Here is a 24,622-nt window from a genome sequence, read left to right on the forward strand (position 1 = left end):
AAGGAGGGGCGGTTTTGAACCGCCCATCACGCCAGTGCCTTGGTGACCACGCGCCGCTCCTCCACGCCCGTGAGCCGCTGATTCAGCCCCTGATGCGGAAAGCTCAGCCGCGTGTGATCAATGCCCATCAGATGCAGGATCGTCGCGTGCAGATCGCTGACGTGAACGCGATCCTCCACGGCTTTGAAACCGAGTTCATCCGTCGCGCCGATGGCCTGACCGCCTTTCACACCGGCTCCGGCCATCCACATGGAGAAACCGTGCCAGTCGTGATCGCGACCCGGTTTGCCCACGCCTTCACTCGTCGGCGTGCGGCCAAACTCACCGCCCCACACGAGCAGCGTCTCATCCCACAAGCCCGTGCGTTTCAGATCGGCGATCAACGCGGCGATGGGCTTGTCCGTCTCGCCCGCGTGCAGCGTGTGGTTCGTGATGCAGTCGTTGTGACCATCCCACGTGTCCTCGATGTGACCTCCGCCGGAGTAGAGCTGAATGAAGCGCACGCCCTTCTCGATCAGCTTGCGCGTGATGAGGCACTTGCGGCCAAAATCCGCCGTGCGCTTGTCGTTGAGGCCATACATCTCTCGGGTCGCCGCGTCCTCGCTGTCCACATCTACCACGCTCATCGCTTCCGTCTGCATGCGATACGCCAGCTCATACGACTCGATGCGGGCCATCAGTTCCGTCTCATCGGGATGCAGCTTGAGATGCTCCTCGTTCAGCGACTTCAGCAAATCGAGACTGCGCCGCTGCGTGCGATCGCTCGTGCCTTCCGGTGTCGCCAGATCGAGCAAGGGCGATCCACCACTGCGGAACAACGTGCCCTGATACGCCGCCGGCATGTAACCCGCCGTCCAGTTCGACGCGCTGCCGATCGGCCCGCCGCGCGGGTCCGTCATCACCACAAAGCCCGGCAGATTTTGATTCGTCGTGCCCAGCCCATAGCTCAGCCACGAACCCAGGCACGGCTTGCCGATGAAAATGCTGCCCGTGTTCATCTGCAAACACCCCGACGCATGAGCCGCCGTGTCCGCATGCATCGAGCGGATCACGCACAGATCATCCGCATGACGCGCCGTGTGCGGAAACAAGCTGCTGATTGGTAGCCCACTCTGTCCGTGCTGCTTAAATTCAAACGGCGACGCCATCAGATGCCCCACCGCCCGCCCGTTTGACCCCACCTTCGCATCGCCCGTGTAAGGCTGGCCATGATACTTCTTCAGCGCCGGTTTCGGATCAAACGTGTCCACCTGCGACGGCCCACCGTTCATGAACAGAAACACACAATGCTTCGCCTTTGCAGTGTGATGTGCACGTTTCTCCGTCAGCGGTCCCGCCATCAAATCCGCCAGCGCCAGACCAGCGAAACCTCCAGTGGCACGCATCAGATATTCGCGACGTGTGAGAAAGCGGTTCATGGCTATTCGGGATAAACAAACTCGTTTAGATTCAAAACCACGCGACAGGCCTGCTCCAGTGATTCCACTTGTAAGAACGCCTGCATCTTCGCCATCTCGTTCGCCGTCGGTTCTCGGCACAAGGCCAGGCGCCAGGCGAGATTGATCTGCTTCTCGGAATCATCACCGGCTTCGCGCTTCAAGCGGGCAGCGAAGTGTTTGGCTTGCTGGTTCACGAAATCGCCATTGAATAGGCTGAGAGCTTGGGGGGCGACGGTGGTGACTTGGCGTTTGGGGCAACTGCTGACGGTGTCGGCGAGGTCGAGGGTTTCGAGCATGGGGACCACCAGCCCGCGCTTGATGAAGGCGTAGATGCTGCGGCGTGAGGCTTCGCGCTCGTCGGAGGCCTGCCAGACTTTTTCTTTATCGGTGTTGGCTTCGAGCGCGGCTGCGGGAATGCCCGGCTTCATTGCGGGGCCGAAACGCTTCGGATTGAGCTGGCCGCTGACGGTGAGCATGGAGTCCCGGATGGCCTCGACTTCGAGACGGCGGTAGCGCATGAGCGCATCGGATGATTTGACGGATTGCCACGTGCGGCTGGTGAGAATGAGGCGATGCAGCTTCTTCAACGACCACTTCGCATCGTGCATGAACCAGTGCGCGAGCCAGTCGAGCAACTCGGGATGCGATGGCGCGGTTCCCATGAGGCCGAAGTCGTTGGCGGTGGTGACGAGGCCCTGGCCGAAGTGCTGCTGCCAGACGCGGTTCACGATGACGCGGGCGGTGAGCGGGTTGTTCGTGCTCGCAATCCATTGCGCGAGGCCAAGGCGGCGTTGGGTGGTCTTTTCACCCGATTGGAACTGCGGCTGCTGTTTGACGAGGATGGCAGGCACCGCAGGCTCGACGAGATCGCCGAAGCGTGTGGGCGAGCCGCGCACGAGCACATGCGTCTCGGGTGGTTTCGCAGAGGGCTCGCGCCAGGTATAAACCTCCTTGCCATCGACGGGCACGGTCAGCTCGGTGCGGCCTTTGCGGGGGCGTTCGAGCGGATTGAAGACGGCGACGAGGCTGTAGTAGTCGCGTGTGGCCAGCGGCTCGAACTTGTGATCGTGGCAGCGCGCGCAGCCGATGGTGAGGCCGAGAAATGCCTGCCCGGTGGTGCTGACGATGTCATCGAGCTGGTCGTAGCGATCCGCCGCTGGATCGGCAGGTTCGTCATCCCAGTGGCCGAGCCGCAGGAAGCCAGTGGCGATGTGGGTTTCGAGCGTCTTGTCACGCAACTCATCTCCCGCGAGTTGCTCCATGACGAAGCGGTTGAAGGGTTTGTCTTGGTTGAGCGCTTCGATGACGTAGTCGCGGTAGCGCCAGACGAAGGGCTTCTCGGCATCGCGCTCGTAGCCGTTGCTGTCAGCATAACGCACGACATCAAGCCAGTGTCGTGCCCAGCGTTCGCCGTATTCGGGGCGGGTGAGGAGGTCGTCGATGACGGCCTCATAGGACTGATAGGAGGGATGAGGCTGATGGGTGAAGGCGTCCTGTTCTGCTAACGTCGGTGGCAGGCCGGTGAGATCGAGGTGAATGCGGCGTAGCAGCGCCATCGGAGCGGCTTGCGGTGGTGGCTCGTGTTTTCCGAAGACAAAGGCATCAATGGGATGCTTGGAGGCCGATTCAGGCACTTGGGGCCGCTTTACCGGTTGAAACGACCAATGCTCCGACGGCTTTTTCGGGATCACCTCATCGCTCGGAAACGGCGCGCCGGCTGCGAACCAGTGTTTCAGCATCTCGACCTGCGATTGCGTGAGTCTTGCTCCTTCCGGCGGCATGCGCTCGTCTTCATCGTGCGAGGTTACACGCGAGATCAGCTCCGCGTGGATGCTTTTGTCGATCAAAGCGCCCGCATCGAGCCGCAGATCGCCTTTCTGCTTCACCGAGCCATGGCAGGACACGCAGCGCTCTTTGAGCAGCGGCTTGATGTCCTTCAGGTAGTCGGCTGCGGCCTCCGCACGCGTGGAAAACGCGAGCAGTATGGCAAAAAGGACGGCGGGGCGTTTCATTGACAGGTGAGATCAGTTCATCACCTGTCCTTCAATGTCCAGTTCCACTCTTTCGCTCCATGCTCGGATCATCTTCTTGAACCAAGGCCCCGGCGCTCCGCCCCGGATGGGCGTCTGGTTGCTCTTCGTACAGGGGGGCATGCAGTATGGCGTAGTCGTGAGCCAGGCTTCGTCGGCGTTCACCACATCGTCTGCGAGATGATCGTGTTGCCCTTCACGATGACGGTCGTTGAGGAAGACGACAGGCTCGGTCATGGAGCGGGTGAGCCGGAGGCCTCATGGGTATTGATCTGGCTACGCGAGGTGATGACGCGGTCCACCTCAAAAGTGATGTGGTAAAGCCGCTCTGCCGTGCGCCCGAAGAAGGGCGTGTGGGTGATCACCTCCAGGGTGTAGAGCCCGTCCTTCAATGTGTAGTTGGAAAGGTCCTCCACCGAGATGGAAAGGCTCTGCGGGACATTGGTGGATGCTTCGACCTGATCGGGGTTGTAGTGCCTGCCATAGCGAAGTTCGGTGCCGTTGATGATAGTCCCCGTGGTGCCAAGCACCTGGGCGCCTTTGTAGATCTGCGCATAGGTGCGCGAGTCTGGGTATAGGTGCTGGAGCGAGATCACCACGGACGGAATGCGATCGGTGAACGCCTGCCCGGCGGTGATCTGGGCGATGCTGGCGGTGGCCACGGGCCAGACTTCGATCTTGGGCTGCGCCAGGATGGTGTCCGGCACCTCATCCGCCGCATAGCGGACGATGGTGAAAGACTGCTCGCCGTTTCCTGAACTGATGGCGGGCGAGGAAAGCTGGTGATAGGCGGAATCAAAGGTGTAGGTGCCGTTCTCCAGATTGGACTCATCGATCAAATACTGCGGCTGGTTCAGCGAGGAGTAAGTGACCGTGTCGTAGTTTTTACCCTGAACGGCCAGGTAAACAAAGCGTTCTGCCGTGCTGGAGCTTGCCTCGACGAGACCCTGCACCTGGATGTTGATCGAGAATGGCCGGTCTGCGCGTGTGCGTTTCACAAAGGTGGTGCCCTCGGGATTGCCACGCACATACTCATCCTCAGAGGTGATCCTTATAGTGGCCGAAGGGTTGTAGGAACTGATGATCTTGGTGTCGAGGAGGTAAATGTTGGTGTCCCACGCCGTGCCACGCGCAAAGAGCTCGTAAAGAGAGCCGATTTCATTCACCGGCAGGGGAGAGGTGTAGATGCCGCCTGTTCCTGTGATGGGGGTATCATAAACCTGGCCGGTGGAGAGGTCTGTCTGCCGCACCCAGGTTTCGGGAACCTGCGCGAGCAGCCCGGTGGTGATCAGGCCAAAGAAACAGGTCCTCACGATCATGGCGACTTGGAGGTGTGGCCCGTGCTCGCGGGCGCTGGTTCGAGGACGGTGATCGGTCCGCCCTTGTAGGTGGCGACGAGAAGGCGCGGATCTCCGACCAGGCTCTTTTGCAAGGCGTCGGCCTCCCGCACATTGCCTCGTGAAAGGCTCAAGGAGACCTCCTTGGCTCCGAGCCAGCTCTGATTTCGCTTTAGAAAACTGGGCCAAAAGGTGAAGTCACCTTGTGGCTTGGCAACGATGCGCGGCCTCAGTTGGGCAGGCAGATGCAGAATCGAGCCGACCGGAACGAGGGTGAATTTTTCCCCGTCGGAGATGATGATGGAATTTCTCCAAAGGGAACTCTGGATGGCCGGGGCCTGGTTCTTGAGCGGCTTGGCCTTTTTGCTCAGTTGCGCCTTAAAGCTCGGCGTTGCGGCGGCTTGCTTTCGCAAAGTCTGCTCGTCCGTCACATCATGCGCCTGCTGGGGATGCACCAGGCCCGTGGTCACGATGACTCCTGCGAACAGCAGGTCGAAGCAGGTGCCGGGTGCGGAAATGCGTCCTGGCTTCATGTGTGTTTAGGGGGCCGGGGCTTATTCACGAACGATAGACACCGTGCCTTCAGGAGTTGGATTGTCCGCGAGGATCCAACGGCCCACATCAAAACTCAAAGAGCCTGTCGGCGTCGGCGGATCCTTTTGGTACTCACCCACGATACTGAAGATGCCATTGGGCTTGTGGGCATTGCCATTGCCTTTCCATTCCAAGTGAATGTTGATGGGGGTGTTGGTGGCTTTGAAAGTCACGCTGGGGGAGATGAGAACGGTCTGGAGCGGGGAGGTGTTGTAATCCTGGATGTTGCGGAACTCGATCACCCCCACCCGTTCTGAGGTGTGGCAACCGCTGCCGCCAGACACCGTGGCCTGAAGGTGAAACTGCCCGCCGTTGCCATTCGTGCCGGAGGAGCCTGGGGCGCCCAGTGTGTCTCCCTTGGCCTGGATGCCTGCAAAGATGAATTTGTAGCAACTGGTAAGTTGGTATTCGATGGAGAACGGAATCCTTGTCGCGATGCGTGTGCCCGCGATCACTCCAGGGGCGCTAAGCAGGATGTCCGCCTGGGTTTTGACTGGCGCGAAGGCCGTGAGGAACAGAGTGGCGAAGAAGCATTGTGTTTTCATAGGATTCTCAATTTGGTCTTGCCGTAGGCTGTTGAGGATCATGTATTTAAAATATGAAAAACACAGTAAATATAGTTTCAAACATTTAGGTCGCTTCGGGGGAGGTATGCCTGATCACCCTTTTCGGGTGGTGAAGTGGTGCCTCGCCTGGGAAACAGGAAGGAGGTCTCTCATCAGATAACAACCCTGCATCTCGACACACGAGACGGGAGTTGAAACGAGTTCAGCCGCTCACTCAAACCGCAGCACCAGAAAATCGTTCTCTTCCAGCGGCAAAGAAACTTCCACCTCGCCTGTCGAGAGCGTTTTGAACCCGATTTTTCCACGCACGGCCGATTCGGCGCTCGCGATGGCTTGGGGCACATGCACGCGCAGCATGAGCTGGGGAATCGGTTCGAGAGTGTAGTTGGCCAGCGGGATCAGGATGCCTTTCTCATGGGGCATGTGAACGGCATCGACCAGAGCGTGACTGCAAGTGATCGGCTTGGTGACCTTTGCCGCACGAGTTGGAGCGAGGATCAGCTCGCGCAGGCCCGCGGGGAATTGCCAGGGGTTGTAGCTGCGATCAAGCAAGGCTGCCGCGTGCGTTTCTTCAGCACTGAGAGCCGCCTTTTCATCCACTTTCTTTTGCAGGGCGGCGCGCTGATCCAGCGCGGTTTTGATGTAGCTCAGCGCAGGCAGGAAACCGCTGCAGAACACCTTGCCTTGGCCGCTTGAAGCCCGGACCATCGCGGCACTGCCGTCATCAAAAGTCGCCAGCACCTCGGCTTTTTCACGAGGGATCAGCGTTTGCTTCACACAGAGAACCGACGCCTTGTCACCACTCCAATGCACCGTGTCCTTCACTGCGAGTGTGTTCAGGTAGCGACCGGACGCCTGAAAGGGCTGCAATGACTGTGCCTTGCCTCGTGTGGCAGGGAGGATGCCGTCCAGCATATCCATGGGCCGGTTGAACTCATCACGCGAGGCCGCGTTGGCAGCCAGCCATAGCGTGCCGCCCGCTTTCACCCAATCTCTGAGTTTTTCCGCCGCCGCTCGCGTGAGGTTGGGGCCGGAAAGATAGCAAACTTGATAGCCATCAAGCAGGCCGCGCTCCACCTGACGCTCCGCGACAACATCCATCTGCATTTGCGCGTGAGTGAGCGCCATCCAGGTGTGCATGCGGTCAAAGCCGTGCGCAAAGGTCTCGTCCACTGTCCACGCATCGCTCGATGAGCTGTAAAGCAGCGCCACTTTTGCGGCTGAAGGCATGGCTTGGACGAGGAAGTCCTCCATCGCGCCGATTTCGCGGGTGATCGACGCATTGGCGGTCCATGTGTCCGGTTTTCCCTGCCAGACATGACTGCGCCAATACGGCCCGCCCTCGTGTGTGGCCCAGGTGGGGCCGTAGCTGAAGTTGTTGAAGATTTTCACGCCACGCGCTGCTTCGCTCGTGGCTTTGAGTTTGATGTCCCAGCTCTTGCGGCCCGCGTGTGCCACCAGGTGGTGCGCGATCACCTGCCCGCGCTCACGCGCCGCGCCGCGCATGAGATCGACGTTGAATGACGCGCACTGGTAAGATGACGCGCCGTTCGACCAGTCCTCACCCCAGATCGCGTTTTGATCGGGCGAGTCGAGCAATTCGAAGTAATCCACGCCCTGGATGAAGAAGTTCGCGCCATAGACCGCGCCATCACTGAAGTTGGCCAGCACGGGAAACGTGCTGCCGTAGGCTTCCTCGGCCAGCTTCCGCTGCGCGGCCATGAAATCGCCCAGCGCGCGTGTGCGGAAGCGTTGCGAGTAAAGGTAGAGGGCGGGGTGTTCCTTGCGCTGTCCGCTGGTGACGATCCTCACCTCATCCCAGTCCTTCACGAGCAGGTCTGCCGGCGTTTTGCCGAGTTTCCTCAGCCACATGCGAAACGCTTCCGCATACGACGGCTCCTGGGCGGCGAAATCGAGCGGCTGGCCGGTGGGTTCATCTGTCAACTCGCAAAAAACAATGTCTCGGACGTTCCCGCCCTTCTGGCGAAACAGCCCGGCATCACGCTGAAGATTCGCGCGCATCTTTTCGAGGTCGGGGCTGCAATACGACTGGTTTTTCATCAGCCATGCTCCGCCGATGTGCCGCAAGTGACTGCTGGTGAAGCCAAAGTAGTCCAGCGTCTTTTGCTCGCGTGCCCGCACGCGTTCGTCACGCGGCGTGAAATCGTTGTCCACCATCGCGCTGACGAAAAAGGGGAACTTCGCAGGTTTTTTGCCATGCGTGGGCCAGGGGTGGGCATCCGCCAGCCTTCCTGTGGCTTCCGCGATCTCCCGATCGGTTTTGAGCAGCGCCACATTCTCCGGCGTGAGCAGGTTCGGCGGCGCGTAGATGGCGATGGATCCGGGTTTGTTGTCGATCTCAAACCGACGGACAACCGCCTGGTCCTCCGGCGCGGTGGCGAACTCGATGGTGGCGCGCAAACGCTCCGCGTAGTCGGTGTAGCCGTGCCTTGCGGTGATGTTCAGCATCGCGCCGCTGTCTTGGTAGATCGTGGGGGTGAGATTGCACCATGGCGTGCTCTCGCCGGCCGCGAGCATGTCGGTTTTCTTCACCTGGATCGCCTCCACCGCTCCCGCCTTGCCCAGCGACCAGTGGGCATACCAGTCCGCGTGGTAGTGGTCGGCAAAGATGTGAATGTAGGCGGGCTTTTCGTAGCCCTCGCCGAGCTTCACACGCACGAAGGTCTGCGCCCCATAGTTTAGATGATTCGGCACCTGCTTGTCATCCATCGTCAGCAGCAGGCAGTCCACCATCCGGGTGACGGCGGAGCAGTTCTGGTTCTCATGCTTGCCAAGCCGAAGCGTGATCTCTCCCTCGGGCAGGATGGCTTCAAATGACTTCCACGTCTGTTCGTAACGAGTGCCACGCCCTTCGACTTCCGAGTCAAACAATGCCTCTCCGAGCACGCGATCTCCGCTCAGCACGGTGACGTGAAACGGCCCTCTATACTCTGGATGGGTCGAATGCCGCACCCAGATGTGGTGGCGTCCCGCGTCCTTGATGTTCACGGTCGCCGTGGCCACTCCGTCGGCTTTTCCACCCGCGCCGCCAAGAACCGCGAGGCCTGACGCCTGCTTTGCCGCAGGTCCATCGACCTTTGTCCAACCATCGGCTGATATGAAGTTCTCCGCCTCAATGAAAACCTCGCCAGCCATGACGCTGGCGGCGGACAGGCAGAGGATGGCGGTCTTGATGGCACGCATAAGAGCAGTCGCTCTGAATCATTTGGCCATCGGATCCAGGAGGCGGTTGGGTTTGGACCACAGGATGCGGGCCACAAAAGTCGCGCCCTCGGCACCGCGTTTGGCGGAGTCCTTCATGAACATGCCTTCGGAGACCGTCACCCAGGACTCGCTCGCGTTGATGGCGTTCGCGCCAAAGTTGCCCATCTCCGCGCCACGCTCGGGCACGACGATCTTTTCGGTGCTGCGAATGATGTGCAGCTTCTCCGTGTCCAACCGCGCCATGAAGAGCGGCGCACGATGGCGGACGATGTGGTCGTTGTTGGCTCCACGACGGGTGTAAACGAGAAACAAGCCGTCGCTATGCATCAGCCAATGCTGCTGCGTGTTGTAGCTGCCGAGTTCCGCGCTGTCGTCGAAGGTCCAGGGCTTTGGCTCGGCAAATTGCAGTCCGTCGTCACTCACACTGACATAGCCACGAACATCATTGCGCAGCGTGAGGTAGTAGCGTCCGCCAAACGCGGCCAGCGATGGCTCATAAAGCCCGCGGGCGACATCCAGCCGCAGCTCGCTGCCGTTTCTGACAAACGTGAGCTTGTCGCCGTCGAAGCGGCACTCGGCCACGGTGGTGCTGAAGCGATCCTTCGCGCTTTTGCCGATGTAGAGCGGCACGAGCAAGGTGCCGTCGGGCTTGACGAGCCATTGTGCGCAGGCGTTGCGGGCGAAATTGAACTCCTCCTCCGCTGGCAACTCCAGAATCCGCCACGGCGTCCACTTCGAGGTCTTGGGGTCGTAAACCGCATACACCGTCTGGTGCGCGCGCTTCACGTCCTCGAGTTGTTTGCCCTGCGGGCTATAGCGGACGCGTGCGCCGATGGCGATGAGCTTGCCGGTCTTTTCGTGCCAGCCGGGCGTCACATCGGCCACGCTGAGCGTCACGCCATCCGGCTGTTTCTGCCAGTCCAACTCCGGTGTCAGCAGCGGACCGGTCCAGGCTCCGTCCACGCCCTGGCGCGTCATGAAATGCAGGCCGGAGTAGTAGTCGGAGACTTTTAGATGCCTCTGGATCGTCATCATCACGCCGCCGGGCATGGCGGCGGCGCGTGGATGGAACCAGAGGAACTGGCCGTCATCGTGTTTCATCACCGTTTCTAGCTTCACGGTGAACTCGACGGGCTCGGCAGCCTGCAAATGAGGCACCGCAAAAATTAGGAGAACGCAGAGAATAGCCTTCATGAGGTCAGATTTCACTGATCTTCGGCACGACGAACGGCGCACGATACTCGCGGGTGAGCAGCGCATTCGCGGCGGCGTTGTCGAGGAAGGATTCTTTGTCGCCATCGACGCGGAGATGCTGGCCGAGCGTGAGTTGGGTTTTGTCGAGATCGACGCCGGCCTCGGCGAGGTAGTGCTTCGTGCGCTCGAGCGTATCCTGCACGTCTTCGTGGACCTTGATGTCGCCGAGAACTTTCGAGATGGCGTTCACGGAGGTTGTTTGGCCGAGGCGATACGAAATGTTGGCGATGTGACAGAGGGCGGTGCTTTGGTGGCCTTCTTCGATGTCGGCGGTGAGGTCGGTGTGTTTGCGACTGCGCACGGCACGGAGGAAGTTGGCGAAGTGGTTCTCGGATTTGCCCCCTTCGAAGGCGCGGACGAGATTGCCTTTCGGATCGAAGAGGCTCGTGTCGGCGATGATGCCTTCGCTGCCGTAGAAGAACCACATGGATTTGATCGTGGGATGAAACGGCGCGGTTTTGAGGCCGCGGGTTTCGGAGACGATGGTCTTGTCGCCAAAGTCGAAGATGCCGACCTGCGAGTTCGGTGTCTCGGCGACGTCGGTGTAGCCGAGTCGGCCGCCGTAGCTGAGCACGCTGCGGCCCAAACCGGTCACACCGAGGCCCCAGCGGCAGATGTCGAGCGAGTGGACGTTGTTGTTGCCGATCTCGCCGTTGCCGGTGTCCCAGAACCAATGCCAGTCGTAGTGGAACTTCGGACGCGTGAGCTTCGTCATCGGCGCAGGGCCGGCCCAGAGGTCGTAATCGCATCTCGGCGGCATCACGCACTCCGCCGGGCCGCCGATGCTGCCGCGTCCGCTGTAGATGATGCTCTTCGCGAGCTTCACCTCGCCCAGTTTGCCCTCGCGCATGAACTTCACCGCCTCCGCCAAAGCACCGCGCGAGCGATTCTGCGTGCCCGTCTGCGCGATGCGCCCAAGCTTCCGCGCCACCTGCACAATGCGGCGGCCTTCCTCGACATTTTGGCTCACGGGTTTCTCGACATACACGTCCTTGCCCGCCTGCATCGCCCAGATCGCCGCCAGCGCATGCCAGTGGTTCGGCGTGGCGATGAAAACGACATCCACCGCCTTGTCTTCGAGCACCTTCCGCAAGTCCTGCACCTTCTTCGGCATCGGCCGCTTCAACTCGACGAGCAGCGCACCCACCTCATCCGCCCGATCGAGATCCGGATCACAAACATACGCCACATCGCAGTCCGCGAGCCTCGCGAGTTCCCGCGCATGCGCCTTCCCGCGAATTCCGCAGCCAATGATCGCCGCTGTGAGTTTTTCATTGGGGCTAGTCGAAACCGGATCAGCGGAGAAAAGCTGGGAGGGAAGAGCGACGGCGGCAGTGGCCATCAAGGAATCTTCAAAGAAGCGGCGGCGTGTGGATGTGAGCATGGTGGTTAGTGGGAGAGATTCAGTTCGGCCATGTAAATCGCCGTGATCGTTTTGCCTGCCTCGTCCTTCTCGTGGCTCGAATACCAGGAGATGAGGCCCTTGGTGGGCGAAAGCTCGATGAAGCCGGGGTAGGAGTTGTCGCCGCCGCTGGGGAGTTCGGCGAATTCGTGGAGTTGTTCGCCAACCAGCCAGCAGAGGGAGGTTTTGGCACCTTTTTCCTTCGTGGTGTGGCGGCCACCGACGAGGACATGCTTGCCCCACTTCGCGACAAGCGGGCCACCGACGGCACGGTCGAGCGACTTGCGATCCCATTCGATAAAAGGTGGCTTGGAGCGAATGAGAAACGCTTCCTTGCCACCACCATGGCGACCGATGGCGAGGAGGCTGCCGTCGTTTTCGAATAGGAAGGCGGTTTCATCGCCTGCGGTCTCGGTGAAGTAGGCACGCTTCTTCCAGACTAGGCCGTCATCGCTTTCGAGCATGAGGGACTGCACTTTTTCGCCCTCGCCTTTTGCAGTGATGTCGAAACCGGGCTTCCGCCGGCCGCAGAGGTAGGCCTTGCCGCCAAGAGTGGCCGCGCGCCAGATGTAGTGGCCGAAGGTGCCCTCCAGCATGGCGGGCTCGCTCCAGGTGGTGCCATCGGCTGATGACACTGCGAAGCCGAGCATCTTGTTCATGTCATACTCTTTCGGCTCGATCTTGCCGGGGCCGCTCCACCAGGTGCCGGTATAGACGAAGAGCTGCTCGTTGAAGACGAGGAAGTGCGGATCACGCGTGTCGCGGTCCTTCACGCTGAAGCGATGCACCTGCTGCCACGTCGCGCCTTCATCGGCGCTGCGCAGGATGATTGTCGAGGCTGTGTTGAAGACCATGTGGCCGTCCGGACAACTGCGGAAGCATAGATAAAGCTGGCCCTTGAAGCGAACGAGGTCGGTGAAGGCATTGTGCTCGCCGTTGTGGAAAACGCGTCGGATGTTCGTGACCGTCACGGCAGGCGGCAGCGCTGCCAATGAGGGCTGGAGGCTGAGGATGGACGAAACAAAGGCAAGAAGAACGAGGCGATACATGGTGGTCATGGATACGGCAGGCCAGCTCGTCGCTTGCGGACTATCTCCAGACAGCATTGGGCGTGGAAGGCCGTTATCACGCCACGCATGTTCTTATCCCGCCTCCTGTTATGTTTCGTTGTCTTCCAAGTCTCCGCTGTCATGGCGCAGGAGATGATCTTGGAGTCCAAGCGGCTTCATCTGGGCAGGCCCGGTCAGTTTGAGTGGGATTTCTTCAAGGAGCGTCCGGTAGATGCGGAAAGGCTGGAGATGCGCTTTCAGGCGAAAGCCAACACAGGCGAGCACACGCTGCGAATCTGGCAGCGTGATGTGAAGCTGGGCTGGCCGGTGCTGCTCAATGGCCGCAAACTCGGTACGCTCACGGCTTCGGAAACGGCGCTGGAGTGTGTGCTGGCGGTTCCCGCCGGCGCGTTGCGCGAGGGTGAGAACGTGCTGCTGATCGAAGCGCCCGCGCAGCTCGATGACATTGAAGTCGGGCCAGTGATTCTCACCGCGTTGCCCGTGTCGGCGGTGATCGGCGGCGCCAGCATCGAGGTGACGGTGACGGATGCGGCGAATGACGGGCCTCTGCCCTCGCGCATCACGCTGACGCGGCCAGATGGCACGCTGCAACCGCTGATTGCAGCGCCGGTGGGCGAGGTGGCCGCGCGTGTGGGTGTGGTTTACACGAAGCATGGCCGCGCCACGCTGTCTGTGCCGCCGGGAGATTATCTGCTGCATGCGGGACGTGGTTTTGAGTGGGGAGTTGAAAAGCTGGCGGTCTCGTTGAGAGCGGGTGAGACGAAGCCGGTGGCGCTGAAGCTTGGGCGCGAGGTGGACACGGGCGGCTGGATTGCGGCGGACAGCCACATCCACACGCTGACGCACAGCGGTCATGGCGATGCCAGGATTGAAGAGCGCATGCTGACCATTGCGGGCGAGGGGATCGAACTGGCGGTGGCCACGGATCACAACCATCACACCGATTACGCGCCCGTGGCCGCCAGCATGGGCGTGGCGGAGCGTTTCACGCCGGTCATCGGCAACGAGGTGACGACCAAGCACGGCCACTTCAATGCCTTTCCGATTCAGCCTGGAGTGAAGCTCGTGGATCACAACGAGCAGGACTGGTCCAAGCTGCTGCCCGCCATCCGCGCCACGCCAGGGGTGCGGGTGATCACGCTGAATCATCCGCGTGATCTGCACAGCGGCTTCGTGCCGCTCGGCGGGGTGCAGTTCAATCCGAAGACCGGTCGGCATCGACACGCGGAAGCGCTGGACATTACCGCGATGGAGGTCATCACCTCGGCGGCGATGCAGTCGGACATTCATCTGCTGTATCGGGATTGGTTCGCGCTGCTGAACCGGGGGCATCGCATCGCGGCGGTGGGTTCGAGCGACACGCATGATGTGAACCGCTTCATCCTGGGTCAGGGGAGAACCTATGTGGCCGCGAAGGACGCCGATCCCGCGCGGCTCGATCTCGACGAGGTCTGGCGCAGCTACCAGGAAGGCCGCCTGCTCGTCAGCCTCGGCCTGATGACGACGCTCAAAGTCGATGACCGCTTCACCGTGGGCGACCTTGCCACCGGCCTGGGAGAGCAGGTCAAAGTCGAGGCCGTGATCAGCGGCCCCGCCTGGGTGAAGGCGGACCGCATTGAGCTTTTCGCCAATGGCAGGCTCATTCGTGAACAGGCGTTGAAGGATGATCATCGTGCCGGTGAAAAGGCGCGCGTCACATGGGAACTGCCTAAACCCGCGCATGATGTGCATCTGGTCGCCATCGCCACGGGTCCGGGTGTCACCGAGCCGTTCTGGGAAATTCCGCGTCCTTATCAAGCCACCAGCAAGACTTTAACATCTCGCGTCATTGGCTCCACGAATCCCATCTGGATCGATGCCGATGACGACGGGAAATTCCAGTCTGCTTTCGCCATTGCCCAGGCGCTGGTGGAAAAGCTAGGTGGCGATCAGGCCAGACTGCGCGAGGCCTTGAAGAAGCACGATGAAGCCGTCGTTATCCAAGTGGAGTCACTGCTTCCCAACTCAACCGCCCAACCATGAAAATCCTCCTCATCAGCCTCGCTTTCGCTTCTCTGTCACTCGCGGCGGAACAAGCACCGCTCCGTGCCGGAGCCGCAGCGGTGGACATCACGCCGACGCAGTTTCCGATGAACATGCCGGGCGGATTCAGCGCCAACATGGCCGAGAAGGCGCATGATCCGTTTCATTCACGGGCGCTGGTGCTCGACGATGGCCATACGACGCTGGCGATGGTCGTGGTGGACAATCTCGGAGCTGGTCCCGATGTGCTGAACGAGGCCAAGGCGCTCGTCGCCGCGAAGACGGGCATGTCGGTGGACAAGATGCTCATTTCATCGACCCACACGCACAGCGGCCCGTCGCTGAACACACGCAGCGAGGCTGCGGCGAAGTATTACAAGCAGTTCGTCGAAGGAGTGGCCGGGTCCATCATTCAAGCCCATGCGGCGCTCAAACCGGCCGCAGTTGGCGCGGCGGCACATCCGCTGCCAGACGAGGTCTTCAACCGCCGCTGGTATCTGAAGCCGGGCAAGATGCCGCTGAATCCGTTTGGCCGCATGGACACGGTGAAGATGAATCCCGGCACCAGCCCGGATGTGCTCGACCGTCCGGCGGGTCCGACCGATCCTGACATCACGATTCTATCCGTGCAGGATGCGAAGCGGAAACAGATCGCGGTCTTTGCCAACTACTCGCTGCATTACGTCGGCGGTGCTCCGGGAGGGCAGATGTCCGCCGATTACTTCGGCGAGTTCGCCCGCCTCATGCCCTCACGCGTGCGTGGCGATGAGAACTTCGTCGCCATGATGTCGAACGGCACTTCGGGCGACATCAACAACATCCCCTTTGGCAGCACGCGGCCACCACGCGAGCCGTTTGAGCAGATTCGCCTCGTGGCGGCGAAGGCGGCAGACACGGCGTGGCTGGCGCATCGGAAGATCGACAAGCATCGCGGTGATGCGCGGCTCGGCATGATCCAGCGCGAGATCACGCTGAAGTATCGTCGTCCTTCGGCGCAAGATCTCGCAGAAGCGAAGGCGGTGCTCGCCGTGAAGGACAAAGACGCCATCGAGAAGCTGCCACGTCTCGCGCAAAACTACGCGCACAGCGTCGTAAGCGCGGCAGAGCGGCCTGAGGAGACGCTCACGGTAAAGATCCAGGCCATTCGCGTGGGCGACTTCGCGGTGTGCGGCATTCCGTTTGAGACTTTTGTCGAGATCGGCCTCGATCTGAAAAAGCGCAGCCCGTTTCCGCAGACGATGGTCATCGGCCTCGCCAATGGCCGCCACGGCTACCTGCCGACGCTGGAGCAGCACAAGCTCGGCGGTTATGAGACTTGGCTTGGCACGAACTCGGTGCAGGAGGACACGAGTGTGATTCTGACGAACAACCTGCTGGAGATGCTGGCGGAGCTGAAGAAGGCCGAATGATGTGCGTCACTCCTTTGCCCGCGAGTCGATGCAGATCGTCACCGGGCCGTCGTTGACGAGGGCCACCTTCATGTCCGCGCCGAAGATGCCACGGGCCACGGGTTTGCCCATCTCGGCTTCCAGCAGGGCGAGAAACTGCTCGTAGAGCGGGATGGCCGTCTCGGGCCGTGCGGCGCGGATGAAGCTGGGCCGATTGCCCTTTTTGGTGCTCGCATGCAGCGTGAACTGGCTCACCACGAGCAGATCGCCGCCGCTGTCCTTCACCGAGAGGTTCATCTTGCCCTCGGCATCGGCAAAGATACGCATCTGCGTCACCTTGGACACCAGCCAGGCGAGGTCATCGGCGGTGTCGTCATGCTCAATGCCCGCGAGAATGAGCAGCCCGGCGCCGATCTGGCCGGTGATGGCGTCATCGACAGTGACAGAGGCGGAAGAGACGCGTTGAAGCACGAGGCGCATGAAAACTGGGAGGTTGAAGAGTTACCGCAGCAGCATCGCGCCTTTTTCCGCATCGAATCCCTTCTCCCACTTCGCTACGACAAGCGTGGCGACGGTATTGCCGACGAGATTGGTTAGAGCGCGCGCTTCGGACATGAAGCGGTCGATGCCGATGAGCATTGCCAGTCCGGCGACGGGGATGCCGGTGTCGATGGTGCTCAAGGTGGCCACCAGCGTGATGAAGCCCGCGCCCGTGACGCCCGCCGCGCCTTTGGAGGTCAGCAGCAGCACACCGAGCAGCATGAGCTGCTGCCCGAGCGTCAGCGGCGTGTTCGTGGCCTGCGCGACGAACAAAGCGGCGAGCGTGAGGTAAATGCAGGTGCCGTCGAGATTGAAGGAGTAGCCGGAGGGAATGACCACGCCGACCACGGACTTGTCACAACCGGCGTTTTCGAGTTTTTTCATGAGCTGCGGCAGCGCCGTCTCGGAGGAGGAGGTTCCGAGCACCAACAGCAGCTCGTCTTTGATGAACACGAGCACATTCCACAGGCTGAAGCCGCAAAAACGGCAGATCAGGCCCAGCACCACGAACACAAACAGCCCGCAGGTCACATAGACACAGCCGAGCACCTTCGCCAGCTTCACCAACGTGCCCGGTCCCTCCGAGCCGACCGTGTAGGCCATGGCACCGAAAGCCGCGATGGGCGCCACTTTGGTGATCATTGCCACCAGCTTGAAAAACACCTCTCCGACTGCGTGCAGCAGCTCCAGCACGATCTGGCCGCGCTCCTGCATCTGGCACATCGCCACGGCGACGAGAATCGCAAGAAACAGGGTCGGCAGCACCGATTCGTCCGTGAACGCGCCCACGAAGGTCTTGGGCACGATGTTCATCACAAACGTGACGGTGCTCGTGTCATGCGCCTTGTCGGCGAATTCGCTGATCTTCGCGGTTTCTTTGGCCGAAGCCTCGACGGGCATGCCCGCGCCTGGTTGGGCGATATTGGCCACCAGCAGGCCGATGATGAGCGCCAGCGTGGTCAGCACCTCAAAATAGACCAGCGCCTTCCAGCCGACGCGGCCCACGCGCTTCAGGTCGCCCATGCTGGCGATGCCCGCGACCACGGTGCAGAAAATGATCGGCGCGATGAGCATCTTGATCGCCTTGATGAAGATCGCCGCCAGCGGCTGCATCTTCGTGCCCGTTTCGGGATAAAACAGCCCCAGCAGCACCCCCAAAACGATCCCGATCAGCACCTGCACATAAAGAATTTTCAGCCACTTCATGGGCGCGGATGCTGGCAGGTCTGCGGCAAAAGCCAAGAGGCTTTCTTGCACCCTCCGCCGGGCGTGCTAGGCTCGCGGCCCTCCAAACCACCAATCCGCACGCATCATGGGCAAAACTCTCTTCGAAAAAGTCTGGGAATCGCACGTCGTCGGCACCCTTGCCAACGGCCAGACGCAGCTCCTCATCGACACGCATCTCGTCCATGAGGTCACCAGCCCGCAGGCATTCGGCATGCTGCGTGATTTGAACCTGAAAGTGGCCTACCCGCACCGCACCTTCGCCACGGTCGATCACATCGTGCCGACTGACAGCCAGGTCTCGCCATTTTCCGATCCGCTCGCCGAGGCGATGATCCAGGAACTCAACAAGAACGCCAAGGAGTTCGGCATCACCTATTTCAGCCTCGCCAGCGGCAAGCAGGGCATCGTTCACGTCGTCGGTCCTGAGCAGGGCATCACCCAGCCCGGCACCACCATCGCCTGCGGCGATTCGCACACCGCCACGCATGGCGCTTTCGGGGCCATCGCCCTCGGCATCGGCACCACGCAGGTGCGCGACATCCTCGCCACGCAGACGATGGCACTCGGCAAGATGAAGGTCCGCCGCATCAACGTGGACGGCCAGCTTCGTCCTGGTGTTTATGCCAAGGATGTGATCCTCCACATCATCCGCCTGCTCGGCGCGAACGGCGGCATCGGCTACGCCTACGAATACGGCGGCAGCCTCTTCGACGCCATGTCGATGGAAGAGCGCATGACTGTCTGCAACATGAGCATCGAAGGCGGTGCACGCTGCGGTTACGTCAATCCCGACGAAAAGACCTTCGAATACCTCAAAGGCCGCCCGTATTCGCCGCAGGGAGACCAATGGCTCGACACCGTCGAAAAATGGCGCGGCGTCGCCTCCGACGCGGACTGCGTTTATGACGACGTGGTGAACATCAAGGCCGAAGACGTGCCGCCCACCGTCACTTGGGGCACCAGCCCGGACCAGGCCATCGCCGTCACCGAAAACGTGCCCACGCCTGAAAGCGCCACCACCGAGCCTGCGCGTATCTCCATCCAGGACGCGCTCGATTACATGAAGCTGCCCGCCGGTCAGCCGATCAAGGGCACCAAGATCGACGTGGCCTTCATCGGCTCCTGCACCAACGGCCGCCTCAGCGACTTCCGCGAAGTGGCGAAGTACATCAAGGGCCGCAAAGTCGCCGCCGGTGTCAAAGCCATCGCCGTTCCCGGCTCGCAAATCGTCGATGTCCTCGCCCGTCAGGAAGGTCTCGACAAGGTCTTCAGCGAAGCCGGCTTCGAATGGCGCGGTGCAGGCTGTTCCATGTGCCTCGCGATGAATCCCGACAAGCTCATCGGCGATCAGCTCTGCGCTTCCTCCTCGAACCGCAACTTCAAAGGCCGCCAAGGCAGCCCCACGGGCCGTACCGTCCTCATGAGCCCCATCATGGTCGCCGCCGCCGCCCTCACCGGCAGCATCGCCGACGCCCGCGAGGTGTTTACGATTGCGGGTTAACGAAAGCCCATGTCTGCCTTTGGCAAAGCTCTGCGTCGTCTATTGTCCGGCTCAGCGGATGCCAATATTGATTTTGATGATCTCTGCCGGGTGCTCACTCACCTGGGCTTTGCATCGCGCATCAAAGGCAGCCATCACATCTTTCACCGCGACGGCATCCCGGAGATCATCAATCTTCAGCCACGCGGCAGCCTTGCCAAACCGTATCAGGTGAAGCAAGTTCGCGACATCCTCACCCGACATCACCTGGTTCCCGAAGATGAAGAGTAAATACGAAATCATTCTCTATTGGAGCGAAGCCGACGAGGCGTTCGTGGCTGAGGTGCCCGAACTGCCCGGCTGCATGGCCGATGGCAGCACCTACGAGGAGGCGCTGACCAACGCACGTGTTGTGATCGACGAATGGATCGAAACCGCCCGTTCACTCGGACGTGAGGTGCCGGAGCCGAAAGGCCGCCTCATGTTTGCCTGAGCGATGAGAATGCGATGAATCCAAAGCCACAGATGAGGCGGATAACATCCGTTCCGTGAAAACCGTGGCTCTCCTTCTGGCACTAGTCATCCTCTCGCTGCTGGCGTTCAACGCCTGGATGATGTCGCCCACGAAGCTGCAATGGCAGTTGCAGCTCGTCACGACGGAGTTCGGCCACTGGCTTGCGCTGTTGGCGCTCGTTTTGATTTATCCGGCGGCGCAGACCTCACGTTGGTTCGCGTTGCCATTCCTGCTGCTCGCCTGCGTCTTCCTCATTCCGGCCCTCCAGGCATCCCGCATCGCCAAGACGCAAGGTTTGCCCTTCTCTTGGCTGCGTCTGTGGCTGCCGATTCACACCCGCAAGTTTGAAGTCCACAACGAACGCCGCACCTACTGGCAGCAAGGCGAGGAATCGCTCGACATCGTGATCTATCGCCCGGTCGGAGCGGACAAGACGCTGCCTTGTCTGCTCATCGCGCACACCGGTGGTTGGGACAGCGGCGATCCCGGCGAATTCATCGGCGCGAACACCGAACTCGCTTCTCACGGCTACATTCTCTGCTCCTACGGCTATCGTCTCGCGCCCAAACATCCGTGGCCAGCTCAAGCTGACGACACGCGACGTGCTTTTGCGTGGATTCGCGAATACGCCGCCGAACTCGGCATCGACACGAGTCGAATCGTCCTCATGGGACGTTCCGCTGGTGCGCAAATCGCTGCCGCTTGCGCTTATGGCCTGCCTGAACTCGGCGCTTGTGGCTGTATTTCGGTGTATGGCACGCCCAACATGCATCTCGCCCGCGAATGGTCCGTGCCGGACGATCTGCTCAAGTCACTCACGCTGGTCCGCCAATACATGGGCGGCGATCCGCATGAAGTCCCTGAGGCTTACCGCAGCGCTTCCGCCACGACGTTTCTCGATCAGCACAGCCTCCCCACGCTGCTCATCCACGGCACGCTCGATTCTCTTGTCGGTATCGGTCACAGCCGCCGCTTCACCGAATTGCGTTCGGGACGTGAGGATCATCACTTCCTCGAACTTCCCTGGGGCACACACGGCACGGATTACTTCCCCTCCACGCCCGGTGGCCAGCTTTCCATGGCGGCCATTCTGCGCTTCCTGGAACGATTCGTTCGTGGCACTCCGTAATCGGAGACCATGAATCGACTTCTCAGCCTCGTCTTCCTCGCCTTCACGGCTTTCGTTTCTGCTGGTGACCTCCAGCTCACGCTCCCGCCTGTCGTCTATGCCACGCCGGATGTGCAGATGAGCATCTACCACGACAACATCGTGCTCACCGAGAAGCCGCAGGACTATCGCTTCGAGTTCGAGTGCAAGCTCGGCGCCAACGAAGCGCGCCGCTGGACCGTGAAGCCCACGGATAGCGATGTCGGCGATCACCCGCTCGCCATCACCGTCAAAGACGCCAGCGGCAAGGTGTTGGAGCAGGGCAAGACAACGCTGCACATCTCCCCTCGCAAAGCGGGTGCCGACAAAACCCTGCGCCTCCTCATCGTTGGCGACAGCCTCACGCACGCCACCGTTTACTCCAACGAGATCGCCAATCTGCTCTCACGTCCCGGCAATCCGAAGTGGACCATGCTTGGCACGCACAAACCGGCCAGTGCTTTGCCCACCGTCGCGCATGAAGGCTACGGCGGCTGGGCCTGGGCCACCTTCCTCACCAAGTTCACCCCCGAAACTCCCGGCGTCACTGCCGGACCGCTCGCCCGCAAAGCCACCAGCCCCTTCATCTTTCCTGCCGCCGATGGCAAAACCGGTGTCTTCGATTTGAACCGCTATTTTGCAGAGCATTGCGACAACCAGCCGCCCGATGTCGTCACCTTCCTCCTCGGCATCAACGACTGCTTCGGTGCTGATCCCACCAAGCCCGACGCCATCATCAACAGTGTCCTCGACAACGCCGACAAACTCCTCGCCGCCTTCCACAAAGCCGCGCCCAAGGCCATCCTCGCCGTCGGCCTCACCACACCGCCCAACGCCCGCCAGGAAGGTTTCACTGCCAACTACAAGGACAAATACCCGCGCTGGGGCTGGAAGCGCATCCAGCACCGCCTCGTCCAGCTCATGCTCAAGCGCCTCTCCAACCGCGAGCAAGAGGGCATCCACCTCGTCCCCACCGAACTCAACCTCGACCCCGTCGATGGCTACCCCAACAACAACGGCGTCCATCCCAACCCCGTCGGCTACGCCCAGATCGGCGCGGGCTTTTACTCGTGGATGAAGGCAAGGTTTTGATGCGGCCCTGTCTGCATTCGTGCATCGGTGCCTTCAAAATGGGGCCGTTTTGGTAATCGCCTGATGTGGCCGAAGCGGCTATGCCTCGGGCCATGGACTTGCTCTGGGACATTCATCAACAGGGGCAGATTTCTTCTGCCAATCAAACCGCCGACAGGGCGGAGAACAAGGCGGACGCCACCGTCGCCGAGATCGCGCGTTTGCAGCGCCGCATCGAGCGGCTGGCGCTGTGCTGCCAGGGGCTTTGGGAGCTGCTGCGGGAGAAGCACGGCCTCACCGAGGACGAGCTGCAATCACGCATCCTCGAAATCGACCTGCGCGATGGCACCACCGACGGGAAAATCCGCACGCAGATCGTGGATTGTCCGAGCTGTGGCTCGAAGACGAATACCAAACGCGCGCTTTGCGTGATCTGCGGTGCGCCGCTTCCACTGAAGCACACGTTTGAAGTGTGAGAGTTCCTTAACGCTCCTCCACCCAGCCCGGCGCGGGATAGCTGCCGAGCGTTTTGACCTGCGCGGCGTGCTGTTCCAGGGCGGTGACGGCCTGCTGGATGGCGGGATCGGAGTGGTGGCCGCTGATTTCGAGGAAGAAGCGGGCTTGGGTGCCGCAGGGCGTGGGGCGGTTCTCGATCTGGCGGACGTTGATGTTCCGCATGGCGAAAATTTGCAGCACCTCCATCAACGCGCCGACGCGATCCTTGGAATGGATCATGAGCATCGTGTTGTCGTTGCCAGAAGGCGGGCCGGAGCGGCGTCCGAGGATGATGAAGCGCGTTTGAGTGGCGTATTCACGCGGCGAGGTGGCGATGACGCGCAGCCCATGCAACTCGGCGCTCAACGGCGTGCCCAGGGCGGCGATGGCGGGATTCTGGGCGGCGAGCGTGGCGGCGGCGCTGGAACTGGCCGCCTCGACGATTTTTGCGCCGGGAAAACTCTGCATGAGCCAGGGACGGCAGTGAGCGAGCATCTGCGCACGGCCATGGATCTCGGTGATGGTGCCGTTCGGCCCCTGCGCCATGACGGCGGCGTCGGCCTTCCACAAAATCTCGGCGTAGATCTGCAAGGTGCTGTCCGCGAGATGATCGAGCGTGTGATGCACCGCGCCTTCGGTGGAGTGCTCGATGGGCAGCACGCCGTAGTCGGCGGTTTGCGCGGCCACACGGCCAAACACGCCCTCGGTGGTGACTTCGGCGAGGTATTCGACGCAGTGGCCGAACTTGTTCACCGCCGCCTGATGCGTCCATGAACCGGTGGGGCCGAGGTAGGCAATTTTGAGGCTGTCTTCCAAGGCAAGAGCGGCGCTCATGATCTCACGATAGATGGCGCGGATGGCGCGCTCGGTGAGGCGGCCGTTTTGAGCTCGATTGATCTCAGCCAGCTTGCGCAGCAGCTTGTCCTCGCGGCCCGGCACATAGATGTCGAGGTCGTCCTTGCGCTTGATCTCGCCGACGGCATGCACCAGCTCGGCGCGCTCGTTCAGCAGGCGAAGAAGCTGTTGATCGATGCTGTCGATCTTTTGGCGGACTTCATCGAGGGACATGGGCCGCAGGAGGGAAGGGGGTTAGGATTCCTCGGCAGCCGGTTCTTCAGCCGCAGCCACCGGGGCCAGGGAAAGCTGATGTTCCTGCGGTTGGTCGGCAGCGGTCGGGCCTTCTTCCGCCGTGGGCAGCTTCACGCGGCGCAGTTCGGAGGCGTTCGGCATGTCGTCAAGGCTGCGCACGCCGAAGTGATCGAGGAAGGCCTCGGTGGTGCCGTAGAGCAGCGGGCGGCCGGGAAGATCGGCGCGGCCTTCGATTTTCATCAAACCGCGGTCGATGAGCTGCTGCACCATCGCATCCACCGAAACACCGCGCACGGCTTCAATGCCTGCTTTCGTGATCGGCTGGCGATAAGCGACGATGGCGAGTGTTTCGAGCGCGGGCTGGCTGAGGCGCTGCACCTTCTTGCCAGGGTAAAGCGCGCGGCACCATTCGGCATACTGGCCACGGGCGGCGATGCGCCAGCCGTTGGCACGCTCGACGAGGGTGAAGGAGTGCTTCTCGGCCTCGTAGCGGGCGATCAACTCGTCCAGGATCGCGCGCACTTGCTCCTCGGTCGTGGCCGCCAGCGGTGCCACCCACTCAGGAACCGGAACGTCCTCGCTCGCCGACTCCACGATGTCCTTGGCGGTGTCTTTGACGGCGGCGCACATCTGCGGCACGCCCAGGGGCTCCTGGGTGGCAAAAAGAAGGGCTTCAACAATCGAGATCAGTTCCATGACGCGGGCGGGCAACCTCAAGCGAGCCAGAAGGGC

General features: G+C 61.2%; 22 protein-coding genes. 8 read left to right on the top strand and 14 right to left on the bottom strand.

Annotated elements, in window-relative coordinates; all coding sequences use genetic code 11:
* Positions 1–26: 26 nt before the first annotated feature.
* The 10 genes from ACILSI_RS14995 to ACILSI_RS15040 all read right to left on the bottom strand — a co-directional run bounded on the left by ACILSI_RS14995 (position 27) and on the right by ACILSI_RS15040 (position 12,896).
* A complete protein-coding gene (locus tag ACILSI_RS14995; protein ID WP_395722703.1) occupies positions 27–1,418 on the bottom strand; it encodes a DUF1501 domain-containing protein in 1,392 nt (463 codons plus the stop codon).
* Between the two features lie 2 nt (positions 1,419–1,420).
* Entirely contained in the window at positions 1,421–3,451 is a 2,031-nt protein-coding gene (locus ACILSI_RS15000) for a PSD1 and planctomycete cytochrome C domain-containing protein (RefSeq protein WP_395722704.1), read from the bottom strand.
* 12 nt (positions 3,452–3,463) lie between these two features.
* On the bottom strand, positions 3,464–3,706 hold the full coding sequence (locus ACILSI_RS15005) for a hypothetical protein (protein ID WP_395722705.1): 243 nt from the start codon (positions 3,704–3,706) through the stop codon (positions 3,464–3,466).
* Positions 3,703–4,782, bottom strand: a complete 1,080-nt coding sequence (locus ACILSI_RS15010; RefSeq protein ID WP_395722706.1) for a hypothetical protein — start codon at positions 4,780–4,782, stop codon at positions 3,703–3,705. Before ACILSI_RS15010 ends, ACILSI_RS15005 begins: the two co-directional genes overlap by 4 nt.
* 2 nt (positions 4,783–4,784) lie before the next feature.
* Complete coding sequence (locus ACILSI_RS15015; RefSeq protein ID WP_395722707.1) at positions 4,785–5,339, bottom strand: hypothetical protein; 555 nt, start codon at positions 5,337–5,339, stop codon at positions 4,785–4,787.
* A gap of 21 nt (positions 5,340–5,360) precedes the next feature.
* The gene (locus tag ACILSI_RS15020) at positions 5,361–5,945 is read right to left on the bottom strand and encodes a hypothetical protein (RefSeq protein ID WP_395722708.1); all 585 of its coding nucleotides are present in this window, start codon (positions 5,943–5,945) and stop codon (positions 5,361–5,363) included.
* A 231-nt stretch (positions 5,946–6,176) separates the two neighbouring features.
* Complete coding sequence (locus ACILSI_RS15025; protein ID WP_395722709.1) at positions 6,177–9,170, bottom strand: beta-galactosidase trimerization domain-containing protein; 2,994 nt, start codon at positions 9,168–9,170, stop codon at positions 6,177–6,179.
* Between the two features lie 18 nt (positions 9,171–9,188).
* Positions 9,189–10,385, bottom strand: a complete 1,197-nt coding sequence (locus ACILSI_RS15030) for a sialidase family protein (RefSeq protein WP_395722710.1) — start codon at positions 10,383–10,385, stop codon at positions 9,189–9,191.
* Between the two features lie 4 nt (positions 10,386–10,389).
* Entirely contained in the window at positions 10,390–11,829 is a 1,440-nt protein-coding gene (locus ACILSI_RS15035; protein WP_395722711.1) for a Gfo/Idh/MocA family protein, read from the bottom strand.
* A 5-nt stretch (positions 11,830–11,834) separates the two neighbouring features.
* Entirely contained in the window at positions 11,835–12,896 is a 1,062-nt protein-coding gene (locus ACILSI_RS15040) for a sialidase family protein (protein WP_395722712.1), read from the bottom strand.
* A gap of 87 nt (positions 12,897–12,983) precedes the next feature.
* Between ACILSI_RS15040 and ACILSI_RS15045 the strand changes: the two genes are divergently transcribed.
* Positions 12,984–14,939 (top strand): CehA/McbA family metallohydrolase, encoded by a 1,956-nt coding sequence (locus tag ACILSI_RS15045; protein WP_395722713.1) that lies wholly within the window; start codon positions 12,984–12,986, stop codon positions 14,937–14,939.
* Positions 14,936–16,348, top strand: coding sequence for a neutral/alkaline non-lysosomal ceramidase N-terminal domain-containing protein (locus ACILSI_RS15050; protein WP_395722714.1), 1,413 nt, complete (start codon positions 14,936–14,938; stop codon positions 16,346–16,348). Before ACILSI_RS15045 ends, ACILSI_RS15050 begins: the two co-directional genes overlap by 4 nt.
* A gap of 6 nt (positions 16,349–16,354) precedes the next feature.
* Here the strand turns inward: ACILSI_RS15050 and dtd are convergent, their stop codons facing one another.
* Both dtd and dctA read right to left on the bottom strand, forming a co-directional pair.
* A complete protein-coding gene (gene dtd / locus ACILSI_RS15055) occupies positions 16,355–16,807 on the bottom strand; it encodes a D-aminoacyl-tRNA deacylase (RefSeq protein ID WP_395722715.1) in 453 nt (150 codons plus the stop codon).
* A 21-nt stretch (positions 16,808–16,828) separates the two neighbouring features.
* Positions 16,829–18,073 (bottom strand): C4-dicarboxylate transporter DctA, encoded by a 1,245-nt coding sequence (gene dctA, locus ACILSI_RS15060; protein ID WP_395722716.1) that lies wholly within the window; start codon positions 18,071–18,073, stop codon positions 16,829–16,831.
* Between the two features lie 106 nt (positions 18,074–18,179).
* On the opposite strand from dctA, the gene leuC reads away from it, so the two are divergent.
* The 6 genes from leuC (at position 18,180) to ACILSI_RS15090 (ending at position 22,782) form a co-directional block, all read left to right on the top strand.
* Positions 18,180–19,595 (top strand): 3-isopropylmalate dehydratase large subunit, encoded by a 1,416-nt coding sequence (leuC, locus tag ACILSI_RS15065; RefSeq protein WP_395722717.1) that lies wholly within the window; start codon positions 18,180–18,182, stop codon positions 19,593–19,595.
* Between the two features lie 9 nt (positions 19,596–19,604).
* Positions 19,605–19,865, top strand: coding sequence for a type II toxin-antitoxin system HicA family toxin (locus ACILSI_RS15070; RefSeq protein WP_395722718.1), 261 nt, complete (start codon positions 19,605–19,607; stop codon positions 19,863–19,865).
* A complete protein-coding gene (locus ACILSI_RS15075; RefSeq protein WP_395722719.1) occupies positions 19,855–20,067 on the top strand; it encodes a type II toxin-antitoxin system HicB family antitoxin in 213 nt (70 codons plus the stop codon). Before ACILSI_RS15070 ends, ACILSI_RS15075 begins: the two co-directional genes overlap by 11 nt.
* Before the next feature lie 64 nt (positions 20,068–20,131).
* Positions 20,132–21,217 carry an alpha/beta hydrolase gene (locus ACILSI_RS15080; RefSeq protein WP_395722720.1) on the top strand — a complete coding sequence of 362 codons (1,086 nt, stop codon included), beginning with the start codon at positions 20,132–20,134 and terminating at the stop codon, positions 21,215–21,217.
* A 9-nt stretch (positions 21,218–21,226) separates the two neighbouring features.
* Positions 21,227–22,327: an SGNH/GDSL hydrolase family protein gene (locus tag ACILSI_RS15085; protein WP_395722721.1), complete on the top strand. Its 1,101-nt coding sequence runs from the start codon at positions 21,227–21,229 to the stop codon at positions 22,325–22,327.
* Between the two features lie 92 nt (positions 22,328–22,419).
* The gene (locus ACILSI_RS15090; protein WP_395722722.1) at positions 22,420–22,782 is read left to right on the top strand and encodes a hypothetical protein; all 363 of its coding nucleotides are present in this window, start codon (positions 22,420–22,422) and stop codon (positions 22,780–22,782) included.
* A gap of 7 nt (positions 22,783–22,789) precedes the next feature.
* Here ACILSI_RS15090 and ACILSI_RS15095 read toward each other — a convergent pair whose 3' ends face one another.
* Both ACILSI_RS15095 and scpB read right to left on the bottom strand, forming a co-directional pair.
* Positions 22,790–23,869 carry a bifunctional chorismate mutase/prephenate dehydratase gene (locus ACILSI_RS15095; protein WP_395722723.1) on the bottom strand — a complete coding sequence of 360 codons (1,080 nt, stop codon included), beginning with the start codon at positions 23,867–23,869 and terminating at the stop codon, positions 22,790–22,792.
* A gap of 21 nt (positions 23,870–23,890) precedes the next feature.
* Entirely contained in the window at positions 23,891–24,586 is a 696-nt protein-coding gene (scpB, locus tag ACILSI_RS15100) for an SMC-Scp complex subunit ScpB (protein WP_395722724.1), read from the bottom strand.
* Positions 24,587–24,622 lie beyond the last annotated feature (36 nt).

The sequence above is a fragment of the Prosthecobacter sp. genome (assembly GCF_044232965.1).
Taxonomy (GTDB): domain Bacteria; phylum Verrucomicrobiota; class Verrucomicrobiia; order Verrucomicrobiales; family Verrucomicrobiaceae; genus Prosthecobacter.